The 20,426-nt window shown below is 62.8% G+C and carries 19 protein-coding genes; 14 read left to right on the top strand and 5 right to left on the bottom strand.

Annotation, left to right across the window (positions count from 1 at the left end):
* Positions 1 to 55 precede the first annotated feature (55 nt).
* The 4 genes from H7R73_RS21490 to H7R73_RS21475 all read left to right on the top strand — a co-directional run bounded on the left by H7R73_RS21490 (position 56) and on the right by H7R73_RS21475 (position 5,411).
* Positions 56 to 1,582: a Re/Si-specific NAD(P)(+) transhydrogenase subunit alpha gene (locus H7R73_RS21490; RefSeq protein WP_010675996.1), complete on the top strand. Its 1,527-nt coding sequence runs from the start codon at positions 56 to 58 to the stop codon at positions 1,580 to 1,582.
* An 11-nt stretch (positions 1,583 to 1,593) separates the two neighbouring features.
* A complete protein-coding gene (pntB, locus tag H7R73_RS21485; RefSeq protein WP_010675995.1) occupies positions 1,594 to 3,078 on the top strand; it encodes a Re/Si-specific NAD(P)(+) transhydrogenase subunit beta in 1,485 nt (494 codons plus the stop codon).
* Positions 3,079 to 3,405: 327 nt separating this feature from the next.
* The gene (locus H7R73_RS21480) at positions 3,406 to 4,077 is read left to right on the top strand and encodes a helix-turn-helix transcriptional regulator (RefSeq protein WP_103260926.1); all 672 of its coding nucleotides are present in this window, start codon (positions 3,406 to 3,408) and stop codon (positions 4,075 to 4,077) included.
* A 26-nt stretch (positions 4,078 to 4,103) separates the two neighbouring features.
* Positions 4,104 to 5,411 (top strand): L-cysteine desulfidase family protein, encoded by a 1,308-nt coding sequence (locus tag H7R73_RS21475; protein WP_182951408.1) that lies wholly within the window; start codon positions 4,104 to 4,106, stop codon positions 5,409 to 5,411.
* A 72-nt stretch (positions 5,412 to 5,483) separates the two neighbouring features.
* Here the strand turns inward: H7R73_RS21475 and H7R73_RS21470 are convergent, their stop codons facing one another.
* The gene (locus H7R73_RS21470) at positions 5,484 to 6,239 is read right to left on the bottom strand and encodes an outer membrane protein assembly factor BamD (protein ID WP_029314864.1); all 756 of its coding nucleotides are present in this window, start codon (positions 6,237 to 6,239) and stop codon (positions 5,484 to 5,486) included.
* Positions 6,240 to 6,355: 116 nt separating this feature from the next.
* Between H7R73_RS21470 and rluD the strand changes: the two genes are divergently transcribed.
* From rluD to H7R73_RS21450, 4 genes are all read left to right on the top strand, one after another.
* Positions 6,356 to 7,336, top strand: coding sequence for a 23S rRNA pseudouridine(1911/1915/1917) synthase RluD (gene rluD, locus H7R73_RS21465; protein WP_010675991.1), 981 nt, complete (start codon positions 6,356 to 6,358; stop codon positions 7,334 to 7,336).
* 119 nt (positions 7,337 to 7,455) lie between these two features.
* Positions 7,456 to 8,193 (top strand): peptidoglycan editing factor PgeF, encoded by a 738-nt coding sequence (pgeF, locus tag H7R73_RS21460; RefSeq protein WP_103260924.1) that lies wholly within the window; start codon positions 7,456 to 7,458, stop codon positions 8,191 to 8,193.
* Between the two features lie 249 nt (positions 8,194 to 8,442).
* Positions 8,443 to 11,016 carry an ATP-dependent chaperone ClpB gene (clpB, locus tag H7R73_RS21455; protein ID WP_039039623.1) on the top strand — a complete coding sequence of 858 codons (2,574 nt, stop codon included), beginning with the start codon at positions 8,443 to 8,445 and terminating at the stop codon, positions 11,014 to 11,016.
* Between the two features lie 60 nt (positions 11,017 to 11,076).
* On the top strand, positions 11,077 to 11,901 hold the full coding sequence (locus H7R73_RS21450) for an MBL fold metallo-hydrolase (protein WP_103260923.1): 825 nt from the start codon (positions 11,077 to 11,079) through the stop codon (positions 11,899 to 11,901).
* 227 nt (positions 11,902 to 12,128) lie between these two features.
* Here the strand turns inward: H7R73_RS21450 and asnA are convergent, their stop codons facing one another.
* Positions 12,129 to 13,121: an aspartate--ammonia ligase gene (asnA, locus tag H7R73_RS21445; RefSeq protein WP_010675987.1), complete on the bottom strand. Its 993-nt coding sequence runs from the start codon at positions 13,119 to 13,121 to the stop codon at positions 12,129 to 12,131.
* A 154-nt stretch (positions 13,122 to 13,275) separates the two neighbouring features.
* Here asnA and asnC point away from each other — a divergent pair, with 154 nt between their 5' ends.
* On the top strand, positions 13,276 to 13,737 hold the full coding sequence (gene asnC, locus H7R73_RS21440; RefSeq protein WP_010675986.1) for a transcriptional regulator AsnC: 462 nt from the start codon (positions 13,276 to 13,278) through the stop codon (positions 13,735 to 13,737).
* Between the two features lie 101 nt (positions 13,738 to 13,838).
* On the opposite strand, the gene H7R73_RS21435 is transcribed toward asnC, so the two are convergent.
* Together H7R73_RS21435 and H7R73_RS21430 are read right to left on the bottom strand one after the other, a co-directional pair.
* Positions 13,839 to 14,594, bottom strand: a complete 756-nt coding sequence (locus H7R73_RS21435; protein ID WP_233466804.1) for a substrate-binding periplasmic protein — start codon at positions 14,592 to 14,594, stop codon at positions 13,839 to 13,841.
* 257 nt (positions 14,595 to 14,851) lie between these two features.
* On the bottom strand, positions 14,852 to 15,256 hold the full coding sequence (locus H7R73_RS21430) for a CBS domain-containing protein (RefSeq protein WP_103260922.1): 405 nt from the start codon (positions 15,254 to 15,256) through the stop codon (positions 14,852 to 14,854).
* Positions 15,257 to 15,415: 159 nt separating this feature from the next.
* Between H7R73_RS21430 and H7R73_RS21425 the strand changes: the two genes are divergently transcribed.
* Positions 15,416 to 16,120 (top strand): SDR family oxidoreductase, encoded by a 705-nt coding sequence (locus H7R73_RS21425; protein WP_039039618.1) that lies wholly within the window; start codon positions 15,416 to 15,418, stop codon positions 16,118 to 16,120.
* Between the two features lie 58 nt (positions 16,121 to 16,178).
* Here H7R73_RS21425 and folK read toward each other — a convergent pair whose 3' ends face one another.
* The gene (folK, locus tag H7R73_RS21420) at positions 16,179 to 16,724 is read right to left on the bottom strand and encodes a 2-amino-4-hydroxy-6-hydroxymethyldihydropteridine diphosphokinase (protein ID WP_103260921.1); all 546 of its coding nucleotides are present in this window, start codon (positions 16,722 to 16,724) and stop codon (positions 16,179 to 16,181) included.
* Between the two features lie 125 nt (positions 16,725 to 16,849).
* Here folK and cydH point away from each other — a divergent pair, with 125 nt between their 5' ends.
* The 4 genes from cydH (at position 16,850) to H7R73_RS21400 (ending at position 20,407) form a co-directional block, all read left to right on the top strand.
* The gene (cydH, locus tag H7R73_RS21415) at positions 16,850 to 16,942 is read left to right on the top strand and encodes a cytochrome bd-I oxidase subunit CydH (protein ID WP_010675981.1); all 93 of its coding nucleotides are present in this window, start codon (positions 16,850 to 16,852) and stop codon (positions 16,940 to 16,942) included.
* A 102-nt stretch (positions 16,943 to 17,044) separates the two neighbouring features.
* Positions 17,045 to 18,457 (top strand): sensor histidine kinase, encoded by a 1,413-nt coding sequence (locus H7R73_RS21410; protein ID WP_039039616.1) that lies wholly within the window; start codon positions 17,045 to 17,047, stop codon positions 18,455 to 18,457.
* 105 nt (positions 18,458 to 18,562) lie between these two features.
* Positions 18,563 to 19,072: a hypothetical protein gene (locus H7R73_RS21405; protein ID WP_039039694.1), complete on the top strand. Its 510-nt coding sequence runs from the start codon at positions 18,563 to 18,565 to the stop codon at positions 19,070 to 19,072.
* 54 nt (positions 19,073 to 19,126) lie between these two features.
* A complete protein-coding gene (locus H7R73_RS21400) occupies positions 19,127 to 20,407 on the top strand; it encodes a sigma 54-interacting transcriptional regulator (protein ID WP_041214273.1) in 1,281 nt (426 codons plus the stop codon).
* Positions 20,408 to 20,426 lie beyond the last annotated feature (19 nt).

Genomic DNA, 20,426 nt, shown 5'->3' with positions numbered 1-20,426 from the left:
CCCTCAGACATGAGAGACTTGGCGATGATTGTTTATTAACCATCAGGGAATAGTCATGCAGATTGGAATACCGAGAGAGAGTCTCGCCGGTGAGACCCGGGTCGCAGCGACCCCGGCCACTGTCGAGCAGCTGAAAAAGCTCGGCTTCGAGGTTGCCATCGAGGCCGGTGCCGGCCTGCGAGCCAGCTTCGATGATGCCGCCTTCGAGGCTGCCGGTGCCAGCGTGGTACCGAACGTCTGGCAAGCCGACCTTGTCTTCAAGGTCAACGCGCCGACCGAGGCCGAAATCGCACAAATTAAGGATGGTGCCACCCTGGTGAGCTTCATCTGGCCCGCCCAGAACCCCGAGCTGGTCAAGAAGCTTTCCGAGCGCAACATCAATGTGATGGCGATGGACATGGTGCCGCGGATCTCCCGTGCCCAGTCCCTCGACGCCCTCTCTTCCATGGCCAACATCGGTGGCTATCGCGCCGTCGTGGAAGCCGCGCACCAGTTCGGTCGCTTCTTCACCGGCCAGATCACCGCCGCCGGTAAAGTTCCGCCCGCCAAGGTGCTGGTCATCGGTGCCGGTGTGGCCGGTCTGGCCGCCATCGGGACCGCCGGTTCCCTCGGTGCCATCGTGCGTGCCTTCGATACCCGTCTGGAAGTGGCCGAGCAGATCGAGTCCATGGGTGGGGAATTCCTCAAGCTGGACTTCGGCGGCGAAGATGGCGCTTCCAGCGACGGTTACGCCAAGGTGATGAGCGAAGAGTTCATCAAGGCCGAGATGGAGCTGTTCGCCCAGCAGGCCAAGGAAGTGGACATCATCATCACTACCGCCCTGATCCCGGGCAAGCCGGCACCCAAGCTCATCACCAAGGAAATGGTGGACAGCATGAAGCCGGGCTCCGTCATCGTGGACATGGCGGCCCAGGCCGGCGGCAACTGCGAATACACGGTACCGGGTGAACTGCATGTCACCGACAACGGCGTCAAGGTGATCGGTTACACCGATCTGCCGGGCCGCCTGCCTGCCCAATCCTCCCAGCTCTACGGCACCAACCTGGTGAACCTGATGAAGCTGATGTGCAAGGAGAAGGACGGCAACGTCGCCATCGACTTCGAAGACGTGGTACAGCGCAACATGACGGTGGTCCAGGCCGGTGAAGTGACCTTCCCGCCCCCCGCCATCTCCGTCTCTGCCGCCCCGCAGAAACCGGCTGCCGCCAAACCGGCCGCCAAGAAGGAAGAGGCCAAGCCCTCCAACAAGAAGTTCGTGTTCGGTGCCCTCGGCATCGCCGCCTTCGGTTGGGTGGCCGCCGTGGCGCCTGCCGCCTTCCTCTCCCACTTCACCGTCTTCATCCTGGCCTGCGTGGTCGGTTACTACGTGGTGTGGAACGTCTCTCACGCCCTGCACACGCCGCTGATGTCGGTCACCAATGCCATCTCCGGCATCATCGTGGTCGGTGCGCTGTTGCAGATTGGACAAGGGTCGACCCTGGTCACCGTGCTGGCCTTTGTCGCCGTGCTGATTGCCAGTATCAACATCTTCGGTGGCTTCACCGTCACTCAGCGCATGCTGAAGATGTTCCGTAAGGATTAAGGGGGTTTAACGTGTCTCAAGGACTGGTAACAGCATCCTATATCGTTGCCGCCGTGCTCTTCATCCTCAGTCTCGCGGGACTGTCGAAGCAAGAAACGGCCAAGCATGGCAACCTGTTCGGTATCGCGGGGATGGCCATCGCCCTGCTCGCCACCGTCTTCAACCCGGAAACCAGTGGCGTCCACTGGATCATCCTGGCCATGGCCATCGGTGGCGCCATCGGCGTGCGGCTGGCCCTCAAGGTCGAGATGACCGAGATGCCCGAGCTGGTGGCCGTGCTGCACAGCTTCGTGGGCATGGCAGCGGTGCTGGTGGGCTTCAACAGCTTCATCGATCTGCACCCCTCCGCCCCCGCTGAAGTGGTGGTCTCCGTCGGCTCCAACCTGGATGCGACCCTGGCAGCCGCCCGGGCGGCGTTCGAGCAGGCGGCAAGCGTCGCCCAGGTCGAGCACCTCTCCGGCGCCATGCTGAACATCCACCTGGTGGAAGTGTTCCTGGGCGTCTTCATCGGTGCCGTGACCTTCACCGGTTCCGTGGTGGCGTTCGGCAAGCTGCGTGGCCTCATCTCTTCCAAGCCGCTGATGCTGCCCCACCGCCACAAGCTGAACCTGCTGGCCGTGGTGGTCTCCATCGCGCTGATGATCCACTTCGTCAACGCCGGTGGCTCCACCTTCGCCCTGCTGGTGATGACCCTGATCGCCTTCGCCTTCGGCTGGCACCTGGTCGCCTCCATCGGGGGTGCGGACATGCCGGTGGTGGTCTCCATGCTGAACTCCTACTCCGGTTGGGCGGCGGCGGCGGCGGGCTTCATGCTCTCCAATGACCTGCTGATCGTCACCGGTGCCCTGGTGGGTTCCTCCGGTGCCATCCTCTCCTACATCATGTGCAAGGCGATGAACCGCTCCTTCATCTCCGTGATCGCAGGAGGCTTTGGCTCCGACGGCGTGGCCTCCACCGCCGAGCAGGAGCTGGGCGAATACCGCGAGACCAACGCCGAAGACGTGGCCGACATGCTGAAGAACGCCAGCTCCGTCATCATCACCCCGGGCTACGGCATGGCGGTGGCGCAGGCCCAGTACCCGGTGGCCGAGATTACCCAGAAGCTGCGTGATCGCGGCGTCAAGGTGCGCTTCGGTATCCACCCGGTGGCCGGTCGTCTGCCTGGTCACATGAACGTGCTGCTGGCGGAAGCGAAAGTCCCCTATGACATCGTGCTGGAAATGGACGAGATCAACGATGACTTCGCCGACACCGACGTGGTGCTGGTGATCGGTGCCAACGACACCGTCAACCCGGCCGCCATGGAAGATCCGGGCAGCCCCATCGCCGGTATGCCGGTGCTGGAAGTGTGGAAGGCGCAGAATGTCATCGGCTTCAAGCGCTCCATGAACACTGGCTACGCCGGTGTCCAGAACCCGCTGTTCTTCAAGGAGAACACCCAGATGCTGTTTGGCGATGCCAAGGCCAGCGTCGAGGCCATCCTGAAGGCGCTGTAAGCGTTGACCGGATGAGACAAAAAGGGGGCTTCGGCCCCCTTTTTTTATGACCAGAGTGGATGACCGTGGCAGGGAACAGACAGGCGGTGGTGCCTGCCTGTCCGGACTGACTGGCGAGCCCTGGCTCAATTAAAGTTGAGCAAAAGCACCAAAAAACCACCTTGAAGGCCTCTCATGGGGCCTTTTTGTCATTTCAGTCGTGATTTTGCTCACATTTTGTGGTGTTGTCTCACCAGTCGGGCATAATGTCCGCGCAAAAAGCGGATTTGCTCAATTTTATTTGAGTCCGCTTTGAATATCCTTACCCAACGTTGACCGGATGACCCCATGACCGAGGTAGCTCCCTTGCGCGACGCCAGCACACTGACCGATGAAGAGCGCCATCTGATTGCCAGCTTCGAGCCTGCGGTGGCGGCGCTGTCCGCCCTGTTTGGCCCGGGCTGCGAGGTGGTGCTGCACGCCTTTGACAGTCTGCACGCCTCCGTCATCAAGATTGCCAACGGCCACATCACCGGCCGCCAGGAGGGAGCGCCGGTCACCGACTTCGCGCTCGACAAGTTGCACAGTGCCGCCGGCAGCCAGTGGAGCAGCTATTTTTCCCGCACCCGGGGGGGCTCCCTGCTGAAGTCCTCGTCCATCACCATCAGCAACCGCGAGGGCAAACCCATCGGTATGCTGTGCGTGAATTTCAGCCTGGACACGCCCCTTGGCAGCCTGCTCGACACCTTTGCTCCGCCCGCAGTGCCCACTGCCCACGGCACCGAGACTTTCGCCAGCTCGGTGGATGATCTGGTGGTGCAGGTGATCGCCAAGGTGGACAGGGATCCCGGGCTGGGCAGCAGCGTGCGCAACAAGGCGATCGTGCACCGGCTCTACGACATGGGCATCTTCGAGATCAAGGATGCCGCCCAACTGGTGGCCGAGCTGCTCGGTATCTCCCGCCATACCGTTTACCTGCATATCCGCAATCACAAGGCGGAACTGGCCGAACAACAATGACGAGCCCGCACGCGGGCGCCATGAACATGAGACACATCGCAATGAACGCACAATGGACCGACTTTATTACCCTGCTCAAGCGTGAAGTGGTGCCGGCCCTCGGCTGCACCGAGCCCATGTCGGTCGCCCTGGCGGCGGCCAACTGCCGCAAGCTGCTGGGGCAGGTACCGACTCGCACCCGCGTCTGGGTCAGCGGCAATCTGTTCAAGAACGGCATGGGGGTCGGCGTGCCCGGCACCGGCATGATCGGCCTGCCGGTGGCCGCCGCCGTCGGCATCACCGGTGGCAACCCGGATGCCGGGCTGGAGGTGCTCAAGAGCCTCACGCCGGATCAGGTCGAGGCGGCCAAGGGGCTGCTGCCCACCATAGAGGTGGATGTGAAGGATGTGCCCGACGTGCTCTACGCCGAGGTGCTGGCCGAAGTGGAGGGGCACAGCGCCCGGGTGGTGATCTGTACGGACCATACCCGCATCGTGCTGATGGAGAAGGATGGCGAGGTGCTGATGGTGCAGGACAGCGCCCCCGGGGTGCAGATCCAGCCCGCCAAGGCCGACAAGCCCGCCATGACCCTGAAGGAAATCGTGGCCTTCGCCCTGGAGGTGCCGCTGGCCGAGATCGACTTCATCCGCGAGGCGGCCACCATGAACCAGGCGCTGGCGGACGAAGGGCTGCAGGGCTATGGCCTGCGCATCGGCATGATCCTCACCGATCAGGTGGAGCGCAAGCTGCTTTCCGACGACCTGATGACCCTGGCCATGCGCCTGTCGTCTGCCGCCTCCGATGCGCGGATGGATGGCGCCATGCTGCCCGCCATGTCCAACTCCGGTTCCGGCAACCAGGGCATTGCCGCCACCATGCCGGTGGTCGCCGCCGCCCGCTTCCTCAAGGCCGATGACGAGCAGCTGGCCCGTGCCCTGGTGATGAGCCATCTGGTGGCCATCTACATCAAGGCCTACCAGAACAAGCTCTCCGCCCTGTGTGCCGCCAGTACCGCCGCCATGGGATCGGGGGCCGCCATCACCTGGCTGCTGGGAGGCCAGTTCGAGCAGATCAGCCACTGCATCAACAACATGATTGGGGATGTTTCCGGCATCATCTGCGACGGCGCCGGCAGCGCCTGCTCCATGAAGGTCTCCACCTCCACCTCGGCGGCGGTGAAATCCTCGCTGATGGCCATCAACAACCTGCGCGTGCCCCAGAGCGAGGGGATCGTCTCGGACGATGTGGACCAGACCATCGCCAACCTGGGTCGCCTCTCCAGGGAGGGGATGCTGGATACCGACATCGAGATCATCAACATCATGCGGGCCAAGCAGCAGGGTAAGCACCAGTGACCCCGGAGTGCCGCCGTCGGCCATAAAAAAACCGGAGCCAGTGGCTCCGGTTTTTCATTGTCCGTTCGCTACTCAGCCGCGACCGAGACGGTTGTCCGGGTAGTTCTTGGCCAGCACTTCTCGGGCATGCTGGGCCAGGGTCGGCATCTTCAGGGTGTCATAGGCGTTGACCATGATTTCCAGTGCCTTCTCGGTTTCCATCGTGTCGGGATAGGTCTCGACGATCAGCTTGGCGCGGTTGGCGGCGGCGATCAGGGCGTCACGCTTGACGTAGTACTCGGCTACCCCCAGGTCATAGCGGGCAAGACGGTTCTTCAGGCCGATCATGCGGGCACGGGCATCGGCTGCATAGCTGCTGTTGGGGTAGTTCTGCAGCAGGGTCTTGAAGTCCTGGAAGGCCTGACGGGCGTAGGAGGGGTCCTTGTCATCCCGATTGATGCCGAGGAAATCCTGGAAGAAGTTGTAATCCGCCGCCATGTTGGTCAGGCCGCGCATATAGAAGACGTAATCGATGTTCTTGTGCGCCGGGTTCAGGCGGATGAAACGGTCGATGTTGGCGATCGCCTGGGCGGTATCATCCTGCTTGTAGTAGGCATAGATGAGATCGAGCTGAACCTGGTTGGAGTAGGCGCCGAACGGGTAACGAGAGTCCAGCGCTTCCAGCAGTTCGATGGCATTGAGGTAGTTGCCGGTATCCAGTTTGATGCGGGCTTTCTGGTACAGAACTTCCGGCGGTTCGTCGGGAACCTTGGGTTTGGTGCTGGAACAGCCAGTGATCAGGGTAGCGACCAAGGCGAGCGACATCAGCAGGTGAGACTTCTTTCCCATCAACAACATCCGGTCCATTTCCACGAAATTGGCAAAGTATCCGTTATGCTTGGCTAAAAGAAAAGCTAGAATACCCGGATTATTTCGAATTGATACCCCCGCTCAAGAGACCATACATGAGCCAGCATATTGAACTGACAGGCGAATTTCAGGATCACCAATTCGGGCAACGACTCGACCAGGCCCTGGCCGAATTGTTTCCCGACTACTCCCGGACCCGCATCAAGGAGTGGATTTTACAGGACAGAGTGACCCTGGACGGTCAGGTTGCCAATACCCCGCGCGAGAAAGTGGTGGCCGGGCAGCAGGTACATGTGAATGTGGAACTGGCAGACGACACCCGCTGGGATGCCCAGAACATCGAGCTGAACATCGTCTATGAAGATGAACACATCCTGGTGATCGACAAGCCGGCCGGCCTGGTGGTTCACCCGGGCGCCGGTACGCCGGACGGCACCGTGCTCAACGCCCTGCTGCACCGCTACCCCGGCATCGCCGAGGTGCCTCGCGCCGGTATCGTGCACCGTCTGGATAAAGACACCACGGGGCTGATGGTGGTCGCCAAGACCATTCCGGCCCAGACCCACCTGGTGGAAGCCCTGCAGGCGCGCCAGATCACCCGTGAGTACGAAGCCATCGCCATCGGTCACATGACCGCCGGCGGCACCGTCGATGCCCCCATCGGTCGTCACCCGACCCAGCGTACCCACATGGCAGTGGTGCCCAACGGGCGCGAGTCCGTCACCCACTACCGGGTGCACGAGAAGTTCCGTGGTCACACCCGTCTGCGGTTGCGGCTGGAGACCGGCCGTACGCACCAGATCCGTGTCCACATGGCCCACATCAAGCATCCGCTGGTGGGGGATCCCGCCTACGGCGGTCGTCTGCGTCTGCTGCGCAACGCCACCCCCGAACTGACCGAGGCCCTGCGAGGTTTCCACCGTCAGGCGCTGCACGCCACCATGCTGAAGCTGGCGCACCCCATCACGGGTGAAGTGATGGAGTGGCACTCCCCCACGCCGCAGGACATGGTGGCGCTGATGGAAGTGCTGCGGGCGGATACCCTGGCCAATCCGGACGATCTGGTCTGGAACTGATCCCGGGGGCGGCCTTGCGACGATTCCTGCCGTAACCTGCCCTCCATGATCTGATGCGGGGCCCCTTGACTGGTTGCAGCCAAGGGGCCCCGTTTTCATATGAACGAAAGGAGCCACAGATGAACTGGATCGCACCCGACTGGCCCGCACCGGGCAATGTCAGGGCTCTCTCGACCACCCGGGACGGCGGTATCAGCGAAGGGGTCTTTGCCGGCCTGAACCTCGGGGCCCATGTGGGCGATGAACCGGCCAGGGTCGAGGCCAACCGCGCCCGGCTGCAGCAGGTGGCGGGGATCCCCGGCACTCTCAACTGGCTCAACCAGGTACATGGCATCGCCGTCCATCCGGTGAGCGACCGTTATGAGCGCGTACCGGATGCCGATGCCGCCTGTGCTCATGAGGCGGGGCAGGCCTGCATCGTGATGACTGCCGACTGCCTGCCGGTGCTGTTCTGCGATCGGGCAGGCACCGTAGTGGCGGCGGCCCATGCCGGTTGGCGCGGATTGCTGGGGGGCGTATTGGAGGCAAGCATCGCCGCCATGGGCTGCGAGCCTGGCGAGATCCTGGCCTGGCTGGGCCCGGCCATCGGTCCCGCCGCGTTCGAAGTGGGTGGCGAAGTGCGTGAGGCCTTCATGACGGAGCAGGCGGAAGCGGCGACTGCATTCGTGCCATCCCTCAACGAAGGTAAATGGCTGGCGGATATCTACCAGCTGGCCCGACTGCGCCTCGCCCGCGCCAGCGTCACCGCCATCTATGGCGGCGAATACTGCACCTTCAACGACAGCGAGCGCTTCTACTCCTATCGCCGCGATGGACAGACGGGTCGCATGGCCTCCCTTGTGTGGCTGGAAAAATAGCCGAAGAGGCGCTCGCGAGTGGCCGCAAGCGCCTCCTCACTCTCTGGTGATGGCCCTCCGCGACCATGTCTTGCTGCCGAGCAGGCTCAGGGTGCAGGCTGCCATTGCGAGGTCGTTTTCCCCCGGTCACCACTATTGAGGGAAAAATAAACAGCCACCCCTTGAAATTGCCCTTCAAGACCACATCTTCCTTGTCAGAAAGCGATGTTGTTGCCGCGCATGCGGCGTCTGTCTTGAAGGGGGAGTGCAATGCGCCTCGATCGCCTGACCAGCAAATTCCAGATTGCCATTTCCGATGCCCAGTCTCTTGCACTGGGTCGTGACCACCAATTCATCGAACCCGTCCATCTGATGAGCGCCTTGCTCAATCAGGACGGCGGATCCATTCGTCCGCTGCTCACCCTGACCGGGCTCGACATCAATACCCTGCGCTCGCGCCTCGGCGAGGAGCTGGATCGCCTGCCCCGCGTCAGTGGGGTGGAAGGGGACGTACAGCTCTCCAACGGCCTCGGCCGCCTGCTCAACGTCTGCGACAAGCTGGCCCAGCAGCGCAAGGATCAGTTCATCTCGTCCGAGCTGTTCGTGCTGGCGGCCCTGGACGAGAAGGGGACGCTGGGCGAGCTGCTGCGTGCCCAGGGGCTGACCAAGGAAAAACTCGAGGCAGCCATCGACAAGGTCCGTGGCGGCAAGAAGGTGGAGGATGCCAACGCCGAGGAGAATCGCCAGGCGCTGGAGAAGTACACCATCGATCTCACCGAGCGGGCCGAACTCGGCAAGCTCGACCCGGTGATCGGCCGGGATGACGAAATTCGCCGCACCATCCAGGTGCTGCAACGCCGCACCAAGAACAACCCGGTGCTGATCGGTGCCCCCGGCGTCGGCAAGACCGCCATCGTCGAGGGGCTGGCCCAGCGCATCATCAATGGCGAAGTGCCGGAAGGGCTCAAGAACAAGCGGGTGCTGTCGCTCGACATGGGGGCCCTGGTGGCCGGAGCCAAGTATCGCGGCGAGTTCGAGGAGCGGCTCAAGGCGGTTCTGAACGATCTGGCCAAGGAGGAGGGCAGCGTCATCCTCTTCGTGGACGAGCTGCACACCATGGTCGGTGCCGGCAAGGGCGAGGGTGCCATGGATGCGGGCAACATGCTCAAGCCCGCCCTGGCCCGCGGCGAGCTGCACTGCGTCGGGGCCACCACCCTCGATGAGTACAGGCAGTACGTGGAGAAGGATGCCGCGCTGGAGCGCCGTTTCCAGAAGGTGCTGGTGGAGGAGCCCTCGGTGGAGGACACCATCGCCATCCTGCGTGGCCTGAAGGAGCGCTACGAGCTGCACCACCATGTGCAGATCACCGACCCCGCCATCGTCGCGGCGGCCCAGCTCTCCCACCGCTACATCGCGGATCGCCAGCTGCCTGACAAGGCCATCGACCTTATCGACGAGGCGGCGGCCAGCATCCGGCTCCAGATCGACTCCAAGCCGGAATCCCTGGACCGGCTCGAGCGGCGCATCATCCAGCTCAAGCTGGAGCAGCAGGCGCTGATGAAGGAGGACGATGACGCCAGCCGCAAGCGCCTCGATCTGCTCAATCAGGAGCTGACGGAAAAAGAGCGGGAATACAACGAGCTGGAAGAGGTGTGGAAGGCCGAGAAGGCTGCCCTCGCCGGGACCCAGCACATCAAGGCGGCACTGGAGCAGGCCCGTCAGGATCTCGAGGTGGCGCGCCGCGCAGGGGACTTGGGCCGCATGTCCGAGTTGCAGTACGGCCGCATCCCTGAACTGGAGAAACAGCTGGATCTCGCCACCCAGGCCGAGATGCAGGAGACCAGCCTGCTGCGCAACCGGGTCACCGACGTGGAGATCGCCGACGTCCTGGCCCGCTGGACCGGCATTCCGGTGGCCCGCATGCTGGAAGGGGAACGGGAGAAGTTGCTGCGGATGGAGGATCAGCTGCACAGCCGGGTGATCGGCCAGGAAGAGGCGGTGGACGCCGTCTCCAACGCCATTCGCCGCTCTCGTGCCGGGCTGTCCGACCCGAACCGCCCCATCGGCTCCTTCCTCTTCCTCGGCCCCACCGGGGTGGGCAAGACCGAGCTGTGCAAGGCGCTGGCGGAGTTCCTGTTCGATACCCAGGACGCCATGGTGCGGATCGACATGTCCGAGTTCATGGAGAAACACAGCGTGGCCCGTCTGGTGGGGGCGCCTCCGGGATACGTGGGTTACGAGGAAGGGGGGTATCTCACCGAGGCGGTGCGCCGTCGCCCCTATTCGGTGATCCTGCTGGACGAGGTGGAGAAGGCGCATCCCGATGTCTTCAACATCCTGTTGCAGGTGCTGGACGATGGCCGCCTGACCGACGGTCAGGGGCGTACCGTGGACTTCCGCAACACCGTGGTGATCATGACCTCCAACCTCGGGTCGGATCTCATCCAGGAGCACCACTCCGAGAAGGATTACGACGAGATGAAGGCCATGCTGATGGAGGTGCTGACCCGCAGCTTCCGGCCGGAGTTCATCAACCGGATCGACGAGACCGTGGTGTTCCACCCGCTCGGTGAGGAGCACATCAAGTCCATCGCCCGCATCCAGCTCAAGAGCCTGATGAGCCGTCTGGAGTCCCAGGGCTTCGAGGTGGAGGTGAGCGAGGAGCTGCTGACCAAGCTGGTTCATGCCGGGTTCGATCCCGTCTACGGGGCGCGTCCCCTCAAGCGGGCGATCCAGCAGAAGGTGGAGAACCCGCTGGCCCAGGCCCTGCTCAGCGGTCGGGTCATCCCGGGCAAGACACTGCGGCTGGGGGCCGACAGCAACGGCCTCACCATGACCCAGTAATGGGATTGTCGATGAAAAACGCAGGCCTCGTGCCTGCGTTTTGTTTTCAGGGTGATTGAGATGCTGACGTTTTCCGTTTTGGTGGATGATGATGTTCATCTACCCGGCTGCCTGCCTGAAAAGGGACTGTCGTTGCTGTTGGAGTGCGATGGACTCAAGGTGCTGTTCGACAGCGGCCGTGGCCGGGCGCTGCGGCACAATGCCGAGGTGATGGGGGTAGATCTTGGCTCTCTCACCCATGTGGTGCTGTCCCACGGTCATTACGACCATGTGGGAGGCATCGGCTCCCTGCCCGTCTATTCCGATCCTATTCCATTGATCGCTTGTCCGGATGTGTTCAATGAGCGGGGCTACTTCCTGCCGTTGCTGCCCCGACGCTACAACCTCTACCGCCTCTCGGGCGACCTGGATCCGCGACAACTGGCGACGAGAGGGCTGCTCCCTCACTGTTCAGCTGAGCCGGTCTGGCTGTCCGAGCGGCTGGTGTTCCTGGGAACCATACTGCGACGGGAGCAGGCCAAACCCTCCTTGCTTGGTTACATGGTGCGGGGCGGGCGAGTGGAGAAAGACCTTATCAGCGATGATTCGGCGCTGGTCTACAAGAGCGAGCAGGGGCTCATCGTCTTTATCGGCTGTGGTCACGCCGGGGCCGAGAACATCATCGCGCGGGCCAAGGAGGTGTGTGGCGATGAGCGGATCCACGCCGTCATCGGCGGCCTGCATCTGAAATTTTCCGGCCCGCAGCGGGCGGTGGCGCTCGGCACTTATCTGCAGGAGGAGGCGGTAGAGAAGCTGTTTGCCTGTCATTGCACCGGCAAACGGAAGGCGGTGCTGCCGCGGCAGCGCCAGATCGGGGCCGGTTTCGAGTACCGATTTCCTGCATAAAAAAACGGCAATCCGAAGATTGCCGGGAGGAATGTATTCGATGCGATCTGACGTGGGTTGAGCGGATCGCAGGGGCAAGCCCCAGGGTCGGCAGGCACAGTCAGCGACCATGCCCGCCTTACAGTCAGTCGGGATACGCTCTCCACCCCGGCTGACCAGCTTCGCTATCGCGTCTGTCCCGCGCCGTGTTGCCGCGATAGGAGGACAGATGCAATCAAATCAATTCGTTACAGCATGCCTGGGATGGCAGCCTTCATTTCAGATGGCCAGACGCCGACCTGGACCTGACCGATGTGCTCTTTTTGCAGCAGCAGCATGGCGAGGCGGGATTGGCCGATGCCGCCGCCGATGGTTTGCGGCATCCGTGCTGCCAGCAGATCCTGATGCCAGTCGTACTGCAGGCGATCCTCGTCCCCGGTGATGGCGAGCTGGCGGCGCAGGGCCTCTGCGTCCACCCGGATCCCCATGGAGGAGATCTCGAAGCTGTCTTCCAGCACCGGGTTCCACACCAGGATGTCACCGTTCAGACCCGCCAGCCCCAGCTCGCTCTCGCTGCTCCAGTCGTCGTAGTCCGGGGCACGGACGTCGTGGCGTTCGCCGTGAGAGAGGGCGCCACCGATACCGATGAGGAAGACCGCTCCCAGCTCTTTGGCGATGGCGCGCTCGCGTCCCTTGGCATCGAGGTCCGGGTAGCGGGTCAGCAGCTCTTCACTGTGCAGGAACTGGATATCCGCCGGCAGGAAGGGGGTCAGCTCATGCTCGGCACAGACCGCGCGCTCGGTGGCCTTGATGGCGGCCCAGATGCCGCGCACCGTCTCCTGCAGATAGGCCAGATCCCGGCGCTCGCCCGGCATCACCTTCTCCCAGTCCCACTGGTCGACGTAGACGGAGTGAATGGGGCTGAGACGATCCTCGTCCGGACGCAGTGCCTTCATGTGGGTGTAGATGCCTTCACCCGGGCCGAAACCGAAGCGGCCCAGAGTCTGGCGCTTCCACTTGGCCAGGGAGTGGACCACCTCATAGCTGTGCTCCGGCAGGGTTTTCACCTTGACCTGCACTGCATGCTCGCAGCCGGAGAGGTTGTCCTGGGTGCCGTCACCGACCCGGCTCAGAATGGGGGCTTGTACCTCCATCAGGCCGAGTTGCAGTGCGAGTTGGCGGGAGAACATCTCCTTGACGAAGCTGATCTGCTGTTGGCTGCGGATGTAGTGCTGTTTCATGCTGAATTACCTGTCGTGAATCCGTTGAATGCGGTGATTCTTCAACAGAACGCCAACTAAATTCAATATTCGATAATTGAAATAGGCTTTGTGTGTTTTTTTCTTCAAAATAAGCCATCAATTAATGATGAATCATTAAAAGGAGTGCAAAAAAGTGTCAGAAAATTATCGGATCGATAATCTCGATCAGGCCATCCTCACCGCCCTGATGGAGAATGCGCGCCTGCCTTACGCCGAGCTGGCCAAACAACTGCTGGTGAGCCCGGGCACCATCCACGTGCGGGTAGAGAAGATGAAGCAGGCGGGCATCATCGAGGGAACGCGGGTGCAGGTGAACCCCAAGAAGCTGGGCTACGACGTCTGCTGCTTCATCGGGATCAACCTCAAGAGCGCCAAGGATTACCCGTCGGCCCTGGCCAAACTGCAGGCGCTGGACGAGGTGGTGGAGGCCTACTACACCACGGGCCACTACAGCATCTTCATGAAGGTGATGACCCGCTCCATCGACGAGTTGCAGACGGTACTGATCCACAAGATCCAGACCATCGACGAGATCCAGTCCACCGAGACGCTGATTTCGCTGCAAAACCCGATCCTGCGGGATGTGAAGCCTTGAGTCGGGTGGTCTGAGGGGGGCGTAGAGATCCCTCTCCCGTGCGAGACCCTGTTCGCGCAGCAGAATTTGACCCTGCGGGATAGGGCACCCTGACCGGTGGATCAGGGTTCGATATAGGGGATGCCGTATTTGTCGTAGAGGGCCTTGAGCCGGCCGTCCCGCTTCATGTGCAGCAGTTCGGCATCATAGGCGGCCATCAGGGCCGGGGTGTCGGCATCGGCCCGGGAACGGGTCCAGACATTGAAGTAGGGGCTGGTCTTGAGGGGTTTTGGCAGGTAGTCGAGCTTGCCTTCCAGTCCCTCCTCTCTTATCTGGGTGAAGGCGGTGACCAGGGACATGGGCACCACGTCGATGCGACCGGCGATGAGTTTGCGCAGTTGCAGCTGGTTGATGGGGATCTCCTGGAAGTGATAGCTCGGGTCTGTCATGGCCGCCGCGAGCTCGGGGGTATAGGAGAAGTCCCGGGTGACACCGATACGCCAGGGTTTGAGATCCGTCAGATGGTCATAATGGATCCGGCCCGCGGACTCCTTGCGTATGAAGAAGTGCCAGCTATGGAGCATATGGGCCTGTTTGGGGTAGAGCAGATAGGCCTCCCGCTCCGGTTTGTAGGAGTGGGTCAGCAGCAGGTCATAGAAGCCGCTTTCGGCATTGCGGGTGAGCCTGGCCCCCGAATCGATGAGCTCAATCCTGATGGGGGTATGGAGCGTGCCGAAGATGGCGGTGACGAGATCCACATCCAACCCGCGAGGGTGTCCCTGTGCATCCAGCCACTTGAGAGGGGGCTCCAGGATGCCACCAATGACCAGCTCCCTGGCTGACAGCCAGCAGGGCAGCAGCAAGCAGAATACGAGCAAGCGTCGCACGTTACATCTCCTGAGCACTCGGGACGGGGTCGCATCCGGCAGGGACTGTGACCGGCACCTATCTAACTAGAGACGACCACGGATGGCAAACCCTGAAATGGGGAGGGGACAAACGAACTGTGCCGGTGGGAGGGGGGCGGGCTGCCTCGACAGGCCGCCCCGTGGCAGAGTCGGGTGGGGTGGACCAGCCACTCGCCGGCTGTGGACGGGAGGGGGGTCTGCATGACACGTGTGCGAGGTGGCCTGCCTCAGGTTGCCTGACACTGTTTCATCTGGGTGTTGAGGGCCTTCATCACCTGACGACGGCTGATGATGCCCGTCACCTTGCCTCCCTCCATCACTGGATAGACCTTGGGTCTGGCCCCGGCCATCTGGCGGGCGAGATCCACGATGCTGTCATCAGGAGAGACGAACAGCGGGGCCCGGCTCATCAGATCTTCGACCAGAGTACGGGTGTCGCAGTGATAGCTGCCCGTGAGCAGGGCGGGAATGCAATCCTGCTCGGAGAGAAATCCGACGAGGTGCTGATGGTCATCCAGTACCGGCAGGCCCCCCAGGTTTGCCCGATGGAGTCTGTCCAGCGCCTCGGCCAGACCGAGGCCGGGATGCAGTGAGTGGGTCAATGGCTGCATATGATCGCGAATTTGTAGCATGATAGTGGCTCCATGGGGGTCGATGGGGCCACTATGCCCGGTGGCTGTGACAGGGGGCCAATGGGTTTTGCCTCGGACATCGATAGGTCATGGCCGATGAATGGGCCCTCCGTGCGATCCTGCATGGATCGGGGAGGGCGACAACCACAAGGAGAGGGTATGCGTGCATTGGTAACGGGCTGTGGCCGTCGCCTGGGATTCTATCTGTGCGAGCAGCTGGTGGCCGCTGGCTGGCAGGTGACGGGCAGCTATCGCAGCGAACGGCCCGAGCTGGATCGTCTGCGAGACGTGGGCGTCGAGCTGGTACAGGCGGACTTCACCCGGGAAGAGGAGGTAGGCGCCGTGGTGACGGCGCTGGCGGCCCATGAGGATCTTGCCCTGATCATCCACAATGCCTCCGCCTTCGAGCCCCAGGCGGCGGATCCTGCGGTGCAGCTGGCCCAGTTTGATCAGTTCTACCGGGTACACATGGCGGCTCCCTTCCAGCTCAACCGGGCGCTGGCCCCCGCCCTTGCCCGCCAGCCCAACGGGGGCATCATCCACATCACCGATATCTACATCCATGCCCCGGCGCCCCAGTTTGCCGCCTACGTGGCCACCAAGGCGGGAGCCCATTCCCTGGCCATGAGCTTTGCCCGCGAACTGGCACCGGCCGTGCGGGTCAACACCATAGAGCCTGGCCCCATCCTGTTTCTCGACGAGCACGGGGATGACTGGCGCCAGCAGGTGCTGGCGAAGACGCCGCTGGCGCGGGAAGGGGGTCTGGAGCCCATCTGGCAGGCGGTACAGATGCTGATGAAGAACGACTACATGACCGGGGCCAGCATCCGGGTGGACGGGGGGCGCGCCCTCGCCGTCATCTAGGGCAAGGCGGGCCGCCATGACATGAGGCGCCTTTGGGCGCCTCATGTGTGTGAACGGCTCAAGGGTGCCGGATGGCGGCGTGCCGGGAAGGGGGGCCGGGGTGGCCGCTGCCGGGAAGCAGGGCCTCGTCTTGCTGGCAGAGATGGATGGGGGCCTGGCCGATGCGCTGCTTCGCAAACACCTTGCTGCCCGGCAGGCCGAGGGTCACCTTGCCGGAGTCCACACTGCCGCCCTGATACATCTCCGCCAGCAGATCCCCCAGGTAGGCATCCACCCCGGCCTCGGCGAAGTCATCCCGTTCGCCGCAGGCCAGTATGTCGATGTCCAGTGGCCTGTCCGCCACCTTGCACAGGGGGTTGCTGCGATCCCGGCCATGGGCCAGCTCCATGGTGACAAACTCGGTCTTGAGCTGGACGGGGGAGAGGTCGCTCTGGACGACGAACAGGCAGTTGAGGAAGTCGTGGCGCGAATGCATGCCCACGGGCTTGGTCTGGATGACGGAACTCAGGTGAAGGCGACCAAAGCGGGCCAGCAATTCGGCGACGGCCTGACTGACGTGCAGGGCGGGGTCGAGATTGGATCCAATGCTACAGAGGTAAAACATGCTTTCCATTCCTTGGGTTGGGCTCGTCTGAAATATATACGCAGCTCACGGTTATGGGATTCACTATGAATTAACATGTCGTTATCTGTTGTGATCCAACGCTGATTGGCAGAAAGGAGGTTTGCATGAGCGTAGAAATGAAATGGGCACTGTTGGCCGCGTCAGGGGCCCTTGCCATGATCATTGTCATCTGTGTGGCGTCCGTCGGCCTGGCGTGAATCCGGCCTCGGTGAGCAATCAAACCGGCTTTATGGCCGGTTTTGCTTTTTGGGGCTGTGCGGATATGCTGGCTCCCCCATGACGAATCGAGACCGCAGAAGATGACCAAGGTTCGGCCCCGCTCCCTGCTCCAGGTAGTACTGATGGGCTTCGTGCTGGTGCTGATGCCCCTGGGGGGCATGATCTGGCACGACAGTCAGGCTCTCTCCCACCTGGGCCAGCTCACCAGCGACGAGATGGAACGTGCGGTGCGGGACACTCGCCGGGCGACGCTGCTCTCCACTCAGGCCATCGATCTCGAGCGCACCCTGCGCCGCTATGCGGTCCTGGGTGATGACCGCATCCTGGCCAGCTATCGGCAGCAGCTGGTGCGCTACCGGGAACTGCTCGCGACCCATCAGGACTCCATTCCGGATGCCGAGGTCTACGGAGATCTCGAGGCGGCGCTGGTCTGGCTCGACGGCCTGCAGGATCTGCGCAAGGCCAGGCAGGAGGCGACCAGCCCCCGTTTCACCGATTTCAACGAACTGAACCAGCAACTGGAGGTGGTCACCCGCAGCCAGGTGGATGATCACGTGACCCGCATGCGGGGCGCCATCGTGGAGCTGAAACAGCAGATCTGGTGGGTCAGCGGCTTCGTGGCCGGGCTCAGCCTGCTGCTGGTGTTGCTCTTTACCTACCTCATCATCCATCCGGTACGTCAGATTGAGTCGCGGATCCTGAGCCTGGGCGCCGGTGTCGAACCGGATCAGCGCCCGGTGGATGGCCCGGCCGAACTGGTGCTGCTGGGGGAGCGGATCAGCTGGCTGCACGACAAGCTCAAGGAGCTGGAACAGCAGAAATACCAGTTCCTGCGCCACGTATCCCACGAGCTGAAAACCCCCCTTGCCGTGCTGCGGGAGGGGGCTGATCTGCTCTCGGAGCAGCTAGTGGGGCCCCTCAACGGGGATCAGCAGGAGATCTGCCAGATGCTGGAGGAGAACAGCCGCCGTCTGCAGACCCTGATCGAGCGGCTGCTCGACTTCAATCGCCTCAGCCAGCAGGAGGTGTTCACCCTGTCCGAGGTGCCCCTGGCGCCCTTGTTGTCAGACTTGTCCGAAGAGTACCGGCTCGCGCTGGAATCCAAGCAAATCAGTGTACACTTGCCGCCCGAGCCCATCAGCCTGCGGGCAGAGCCCTACCGCCTGCGACTCATCCTCGACAATCTCTTTTCCAACGCGGTCAGCTATGGCGCCAGGGGCGGACAGATCTGGATCCGCGCCGGGGCGGGGGCGGGCGGCGGCTGGCTGGAGGTGGCCAACGAAGGGCCTGTCATCCCGCCAGACGAGCGGGAGCGCATCTTCGAGCCCTTTGAACAGGGCAGCATAGTGCGCCAGGGATTGCTGAAAGGCTCCGGCATGGGCCTCTCCATTGCCCGTGAGTCTGCCATGAGTCTGGGTGGCGAGCTCAGGCTGATCGAGGATGCCCAGGCGGATGTCTGTTTCCGGCTGGATTTGAACGTGCGCCCGAGCTGACGGGCGTGGCGGCGACCCCGCAGGTGCGGGTGGCGCCTTGACACCGAATATTGAGAGGAGCGGGCAGGTGCCTCTTCCCCACCAGGATCTGAAGTGACATTCAAGATGAAACGATTTGTGATTCCCGTATTGATGATAGGCCTGCTCGCTGGCTGTTCCCTGCTGCCTTCTACCAGCCTCACCGAGCCTTCCCAGGAGGCGATTGCCAGGCGGATGGAGTTTGCCAACAAGGAGATGCAGGTGCGCCTGCAATACTCGGACTGGCTGCTGGCCAGCCATCCCCAGCAGCGGATGCAGGAGCGCCAGCGACTGGCCGGCGCCACCGACCTCGAGAGCCGGGTCAGCCTGGCCATGGTCAACACCCACCCGTCCGAATCGGTGGCCAGCCGCCGGGCCGGGCTGGATCAGCTGAAGGCTCTGTTGCCGGAGCTCGGTCTCGATGCCCAGGCCTTCCTGCGCAGCTGGATCGCCCTCGGGGAGGAGCTGCTGGTGCGAGACAGCCGCCGCGACGATCAGAGTCAGGAGGTGAAGCGTCTGCGCCAGCAGATAGAGCAGCTCTCCGCCATCGACGAGCAGCTCAACCAGCGTAAGCTCAATGGGGGAGGTCAGCCATGACAGCTTCGGACCGCGCCGCAATGACCGCGTTTTTCGCCAAGAGGGGGTGAGAGCATGAGCCGTATTCTGCTGGTGGACGATGATGCCAGCCTGCTCAAGCTGATGAGCATGCGCCTGCGCAGCCAGGGTTACGAGGTGGATACCGCCGACAGCGCCGAAGGAGCGCTGGACAGGCTGCGCCAGCAACGGGCCGACCTGGTGCTGAGCGATCTGCGCATGGGGGGCATGGACGGGCTGGCGCTGTTCGAGCGGATCCAGTCCCAGTGGCTCGGCATGCCGGTGATCATCATGACCGCCCATGGCACCATTCCCGACGCCATCCAGGCGACCCGCTCCGGGGTATTCAGCTTCCTCACCAAGCCCATCGACAAGGACGAGCTGCTGGTCACCATAGAACATGCTCTCAGCCTGACCCGTCCGAAGCAGCAGCAGGAGTGGCAGTCCCTCATCCAGACCCGCAACCCGCAGATGGAGCAGTTGCTGATCCAGGCGAGCAGCATCGCCACCATGGACGTGCCCGTGCTGATCCTGGGCCCCTCCGGCGCCGGCAAGGGGGTGATGACCCAGGCGCTGCACCAGGCCAGCCACCGCCGCGACAAGCCGCTGCATACCATCAACTGTGCGGCTCTGCCCTGGCCCGTGCTGGACTTGCAGCTGTTTGGCGAGGATGGCCAGTCCGGCCTGTTTGCCGAGGCCAAAGGCGGCACCCTCTTCCTCGACGAGATAGGGGATCTGTCGGAGTCACTCCAGGCCAAGTTGCTCCAGGTGCTGGCGGAGTATGGTCAGGGTACCCCCGAGGTGCGGGTCATCAGCTCCAGCCATCAGGATCTGGTGACCGCCATGGAAGAGGGGCGTTTTCGCGAGGATCTCTTCTACCGCCTCAACGTGGCCAACATCACCCTGCCGCCGCTGAGCGCCCGCAGCGAGGACATCCCCCTGCTGGCCCGTCAGGCGCTGGACGATTACCGCAACCGTCACCCCGATTGCGCTGCCCTCGGCTTCTCGCCGGAGGCGCTGGCCCTGCTGGCCGCCGCGGCCTGGCCGGGCAACGTGCGCCAGCTCTGCGGGGTGGTGGAGCAGCTCGCCAGCCTCTGCTGCAGCCCGGTGATAGGCGCGGCCATGGTGGAGTCGGCCCTGAGTGGCGGCGGTGGCGGTATTCCCTCGTTCAACGAGGCGCGGGCCGAGTTCGAGAAGGAGTATCTGATCCGGCTGCTGCGCACCACGGAGGGGAACGTGACCCTGGCGGCCAACATGGCGGGGAGAAACCGCACCGACTTCTACAAGCTATTGAATCGGCACGGCATCGAGGCGGCAAATTTCAAGTCGAAGGGATAAATGACAGAGGGGCGGCCCG

Origin of the sequence: Aeromonas sp. WP2-W18-CRE-05 (assembly GCF_014168615.1) — a bacterium.
Classification (GTDB): Bacteria; Pseudomonadota; Gammaproteobacteria; order Enterobacterales; family Aeromonadaceae; genus Aeromonas; species Aeromonas caviae.
The sequence above is the reverse complement of the archived record's forward strand: the minus strand, read 5'-3'. Positions and strand labels throughout refer to the sequence as shown.

Excerpts from the sequence above, each read along its gene's own strand:
- cydH (WP_010675981.1), top strand. The coding sequence starts at position 16,850 with ATGAGCGTAGAAATGAAATGGGCACTGTTGGCCGCGTCAGGGGCCCTT.
- H7R73_RS21450 (WP_103260923.1), top strand. The coding sequence starts at position 11,077 with ATGCTGACGTTTTCCGTTTTGGTGGATGATGATGTTCATCTACCCGGC.
- H7R73_RS21405 (WP_039039694.1), top strand. The coding sequence starts at position 18,563 with ATGAAACGATTTGTGATTCCCGTATTGATGATAGGCCTGCTCGCTGGC.
- H7R73_RS21490 (WP_010675996.1), top strand. The coding sequence starts at position 56 with ATGCAGATTGGAATACCGAGAGAGAGTCTCGCCGGTGAGACCCGGGTC.
- H7R73_RS21480 (WP_103260926.1), top strand. The coding sequence starts at position 3,406 with ATGACCGAGGTAGCTCCCTTGCGCGACGCCAGCACACTGACCGATGAA.
- H7R73_RS21425 (WP_039039618.1), top strand. The coding sequence starts at position 15,416 with ATGCGTGCATTGGTAACGGGCTGTGGCCGTCGCCTGGGATTCTATCTG.
- H7R73_RS21400 (WP_041214273.1), top strand. The coding sequence starts at position 19,127 with ATGAGCCGTATTCTGCTGGTGGACGATGATGCCAGCCTGCTCAAGCTG.
- pgeF (WP_103260924.1), top strand. The coding sequence starts at position 7,456 with ATGAACTGGATCGCACCCGACTGGCCCGCACCGGGCAATGTCAGGGCT.
- asnA (WP_010675987.1), bottom strand. The coding sequence starts at position 13,121 with ATGAAACAGCACTACATCCGCAGCCAACAGCAGATCAGCTTCGTCAAG.
- H7R73_RS21410 (WP_039039616.1), top strand. The coding sequence starts at position 17,045 with ATGACCAAGGTTCGGCCCCGCTCCCTGCTCCAGGTAGTACTGATGGGC.
- clpB (WP_039039623.1), top strand. The coding sequence starts at position 8,443 with ATGCGCCTCGATCGCCTGACCAGCAAATTCCAGATTGCCATTTCCGAT.
- rluD (WP_010675991.1), top strand. The coding sequence starts at position 6,356 with ATGAGCCAGCATATTGAACTGACAGGCGAATTTCAGGATCACCAATTC.
- folK (WP_103260921.1), bottom strand. The coding sequence starts at position 16,724 with ATGTTTTACCTCTGTAGCATTGGATCCAATCTCGACCCCGCCCTGCAC.
- H7R73_RS21430 (WP_103260922.1), bottom strand. The coding sequence starts at position 15,256 with ATGCTACAAATTCGCGATCATATGCAGCCATTGACCCACTCACTGCAT.
- H7R73_RS21470 (WP_029314864.1), bottom strand. The coding sequence starts at position 6,239 with ATGGGAAAGAAGTCTCACCTGCTGATGTCGCTCGCCTTGGTCGCTACC.
- H7R73_RS21475 (WP_182951408.1), top strand. The coding sequence starts at position 4,104 with ATGAGACACATCGCAATGAACGCACAATGGACCGACTTTATTACCCTG.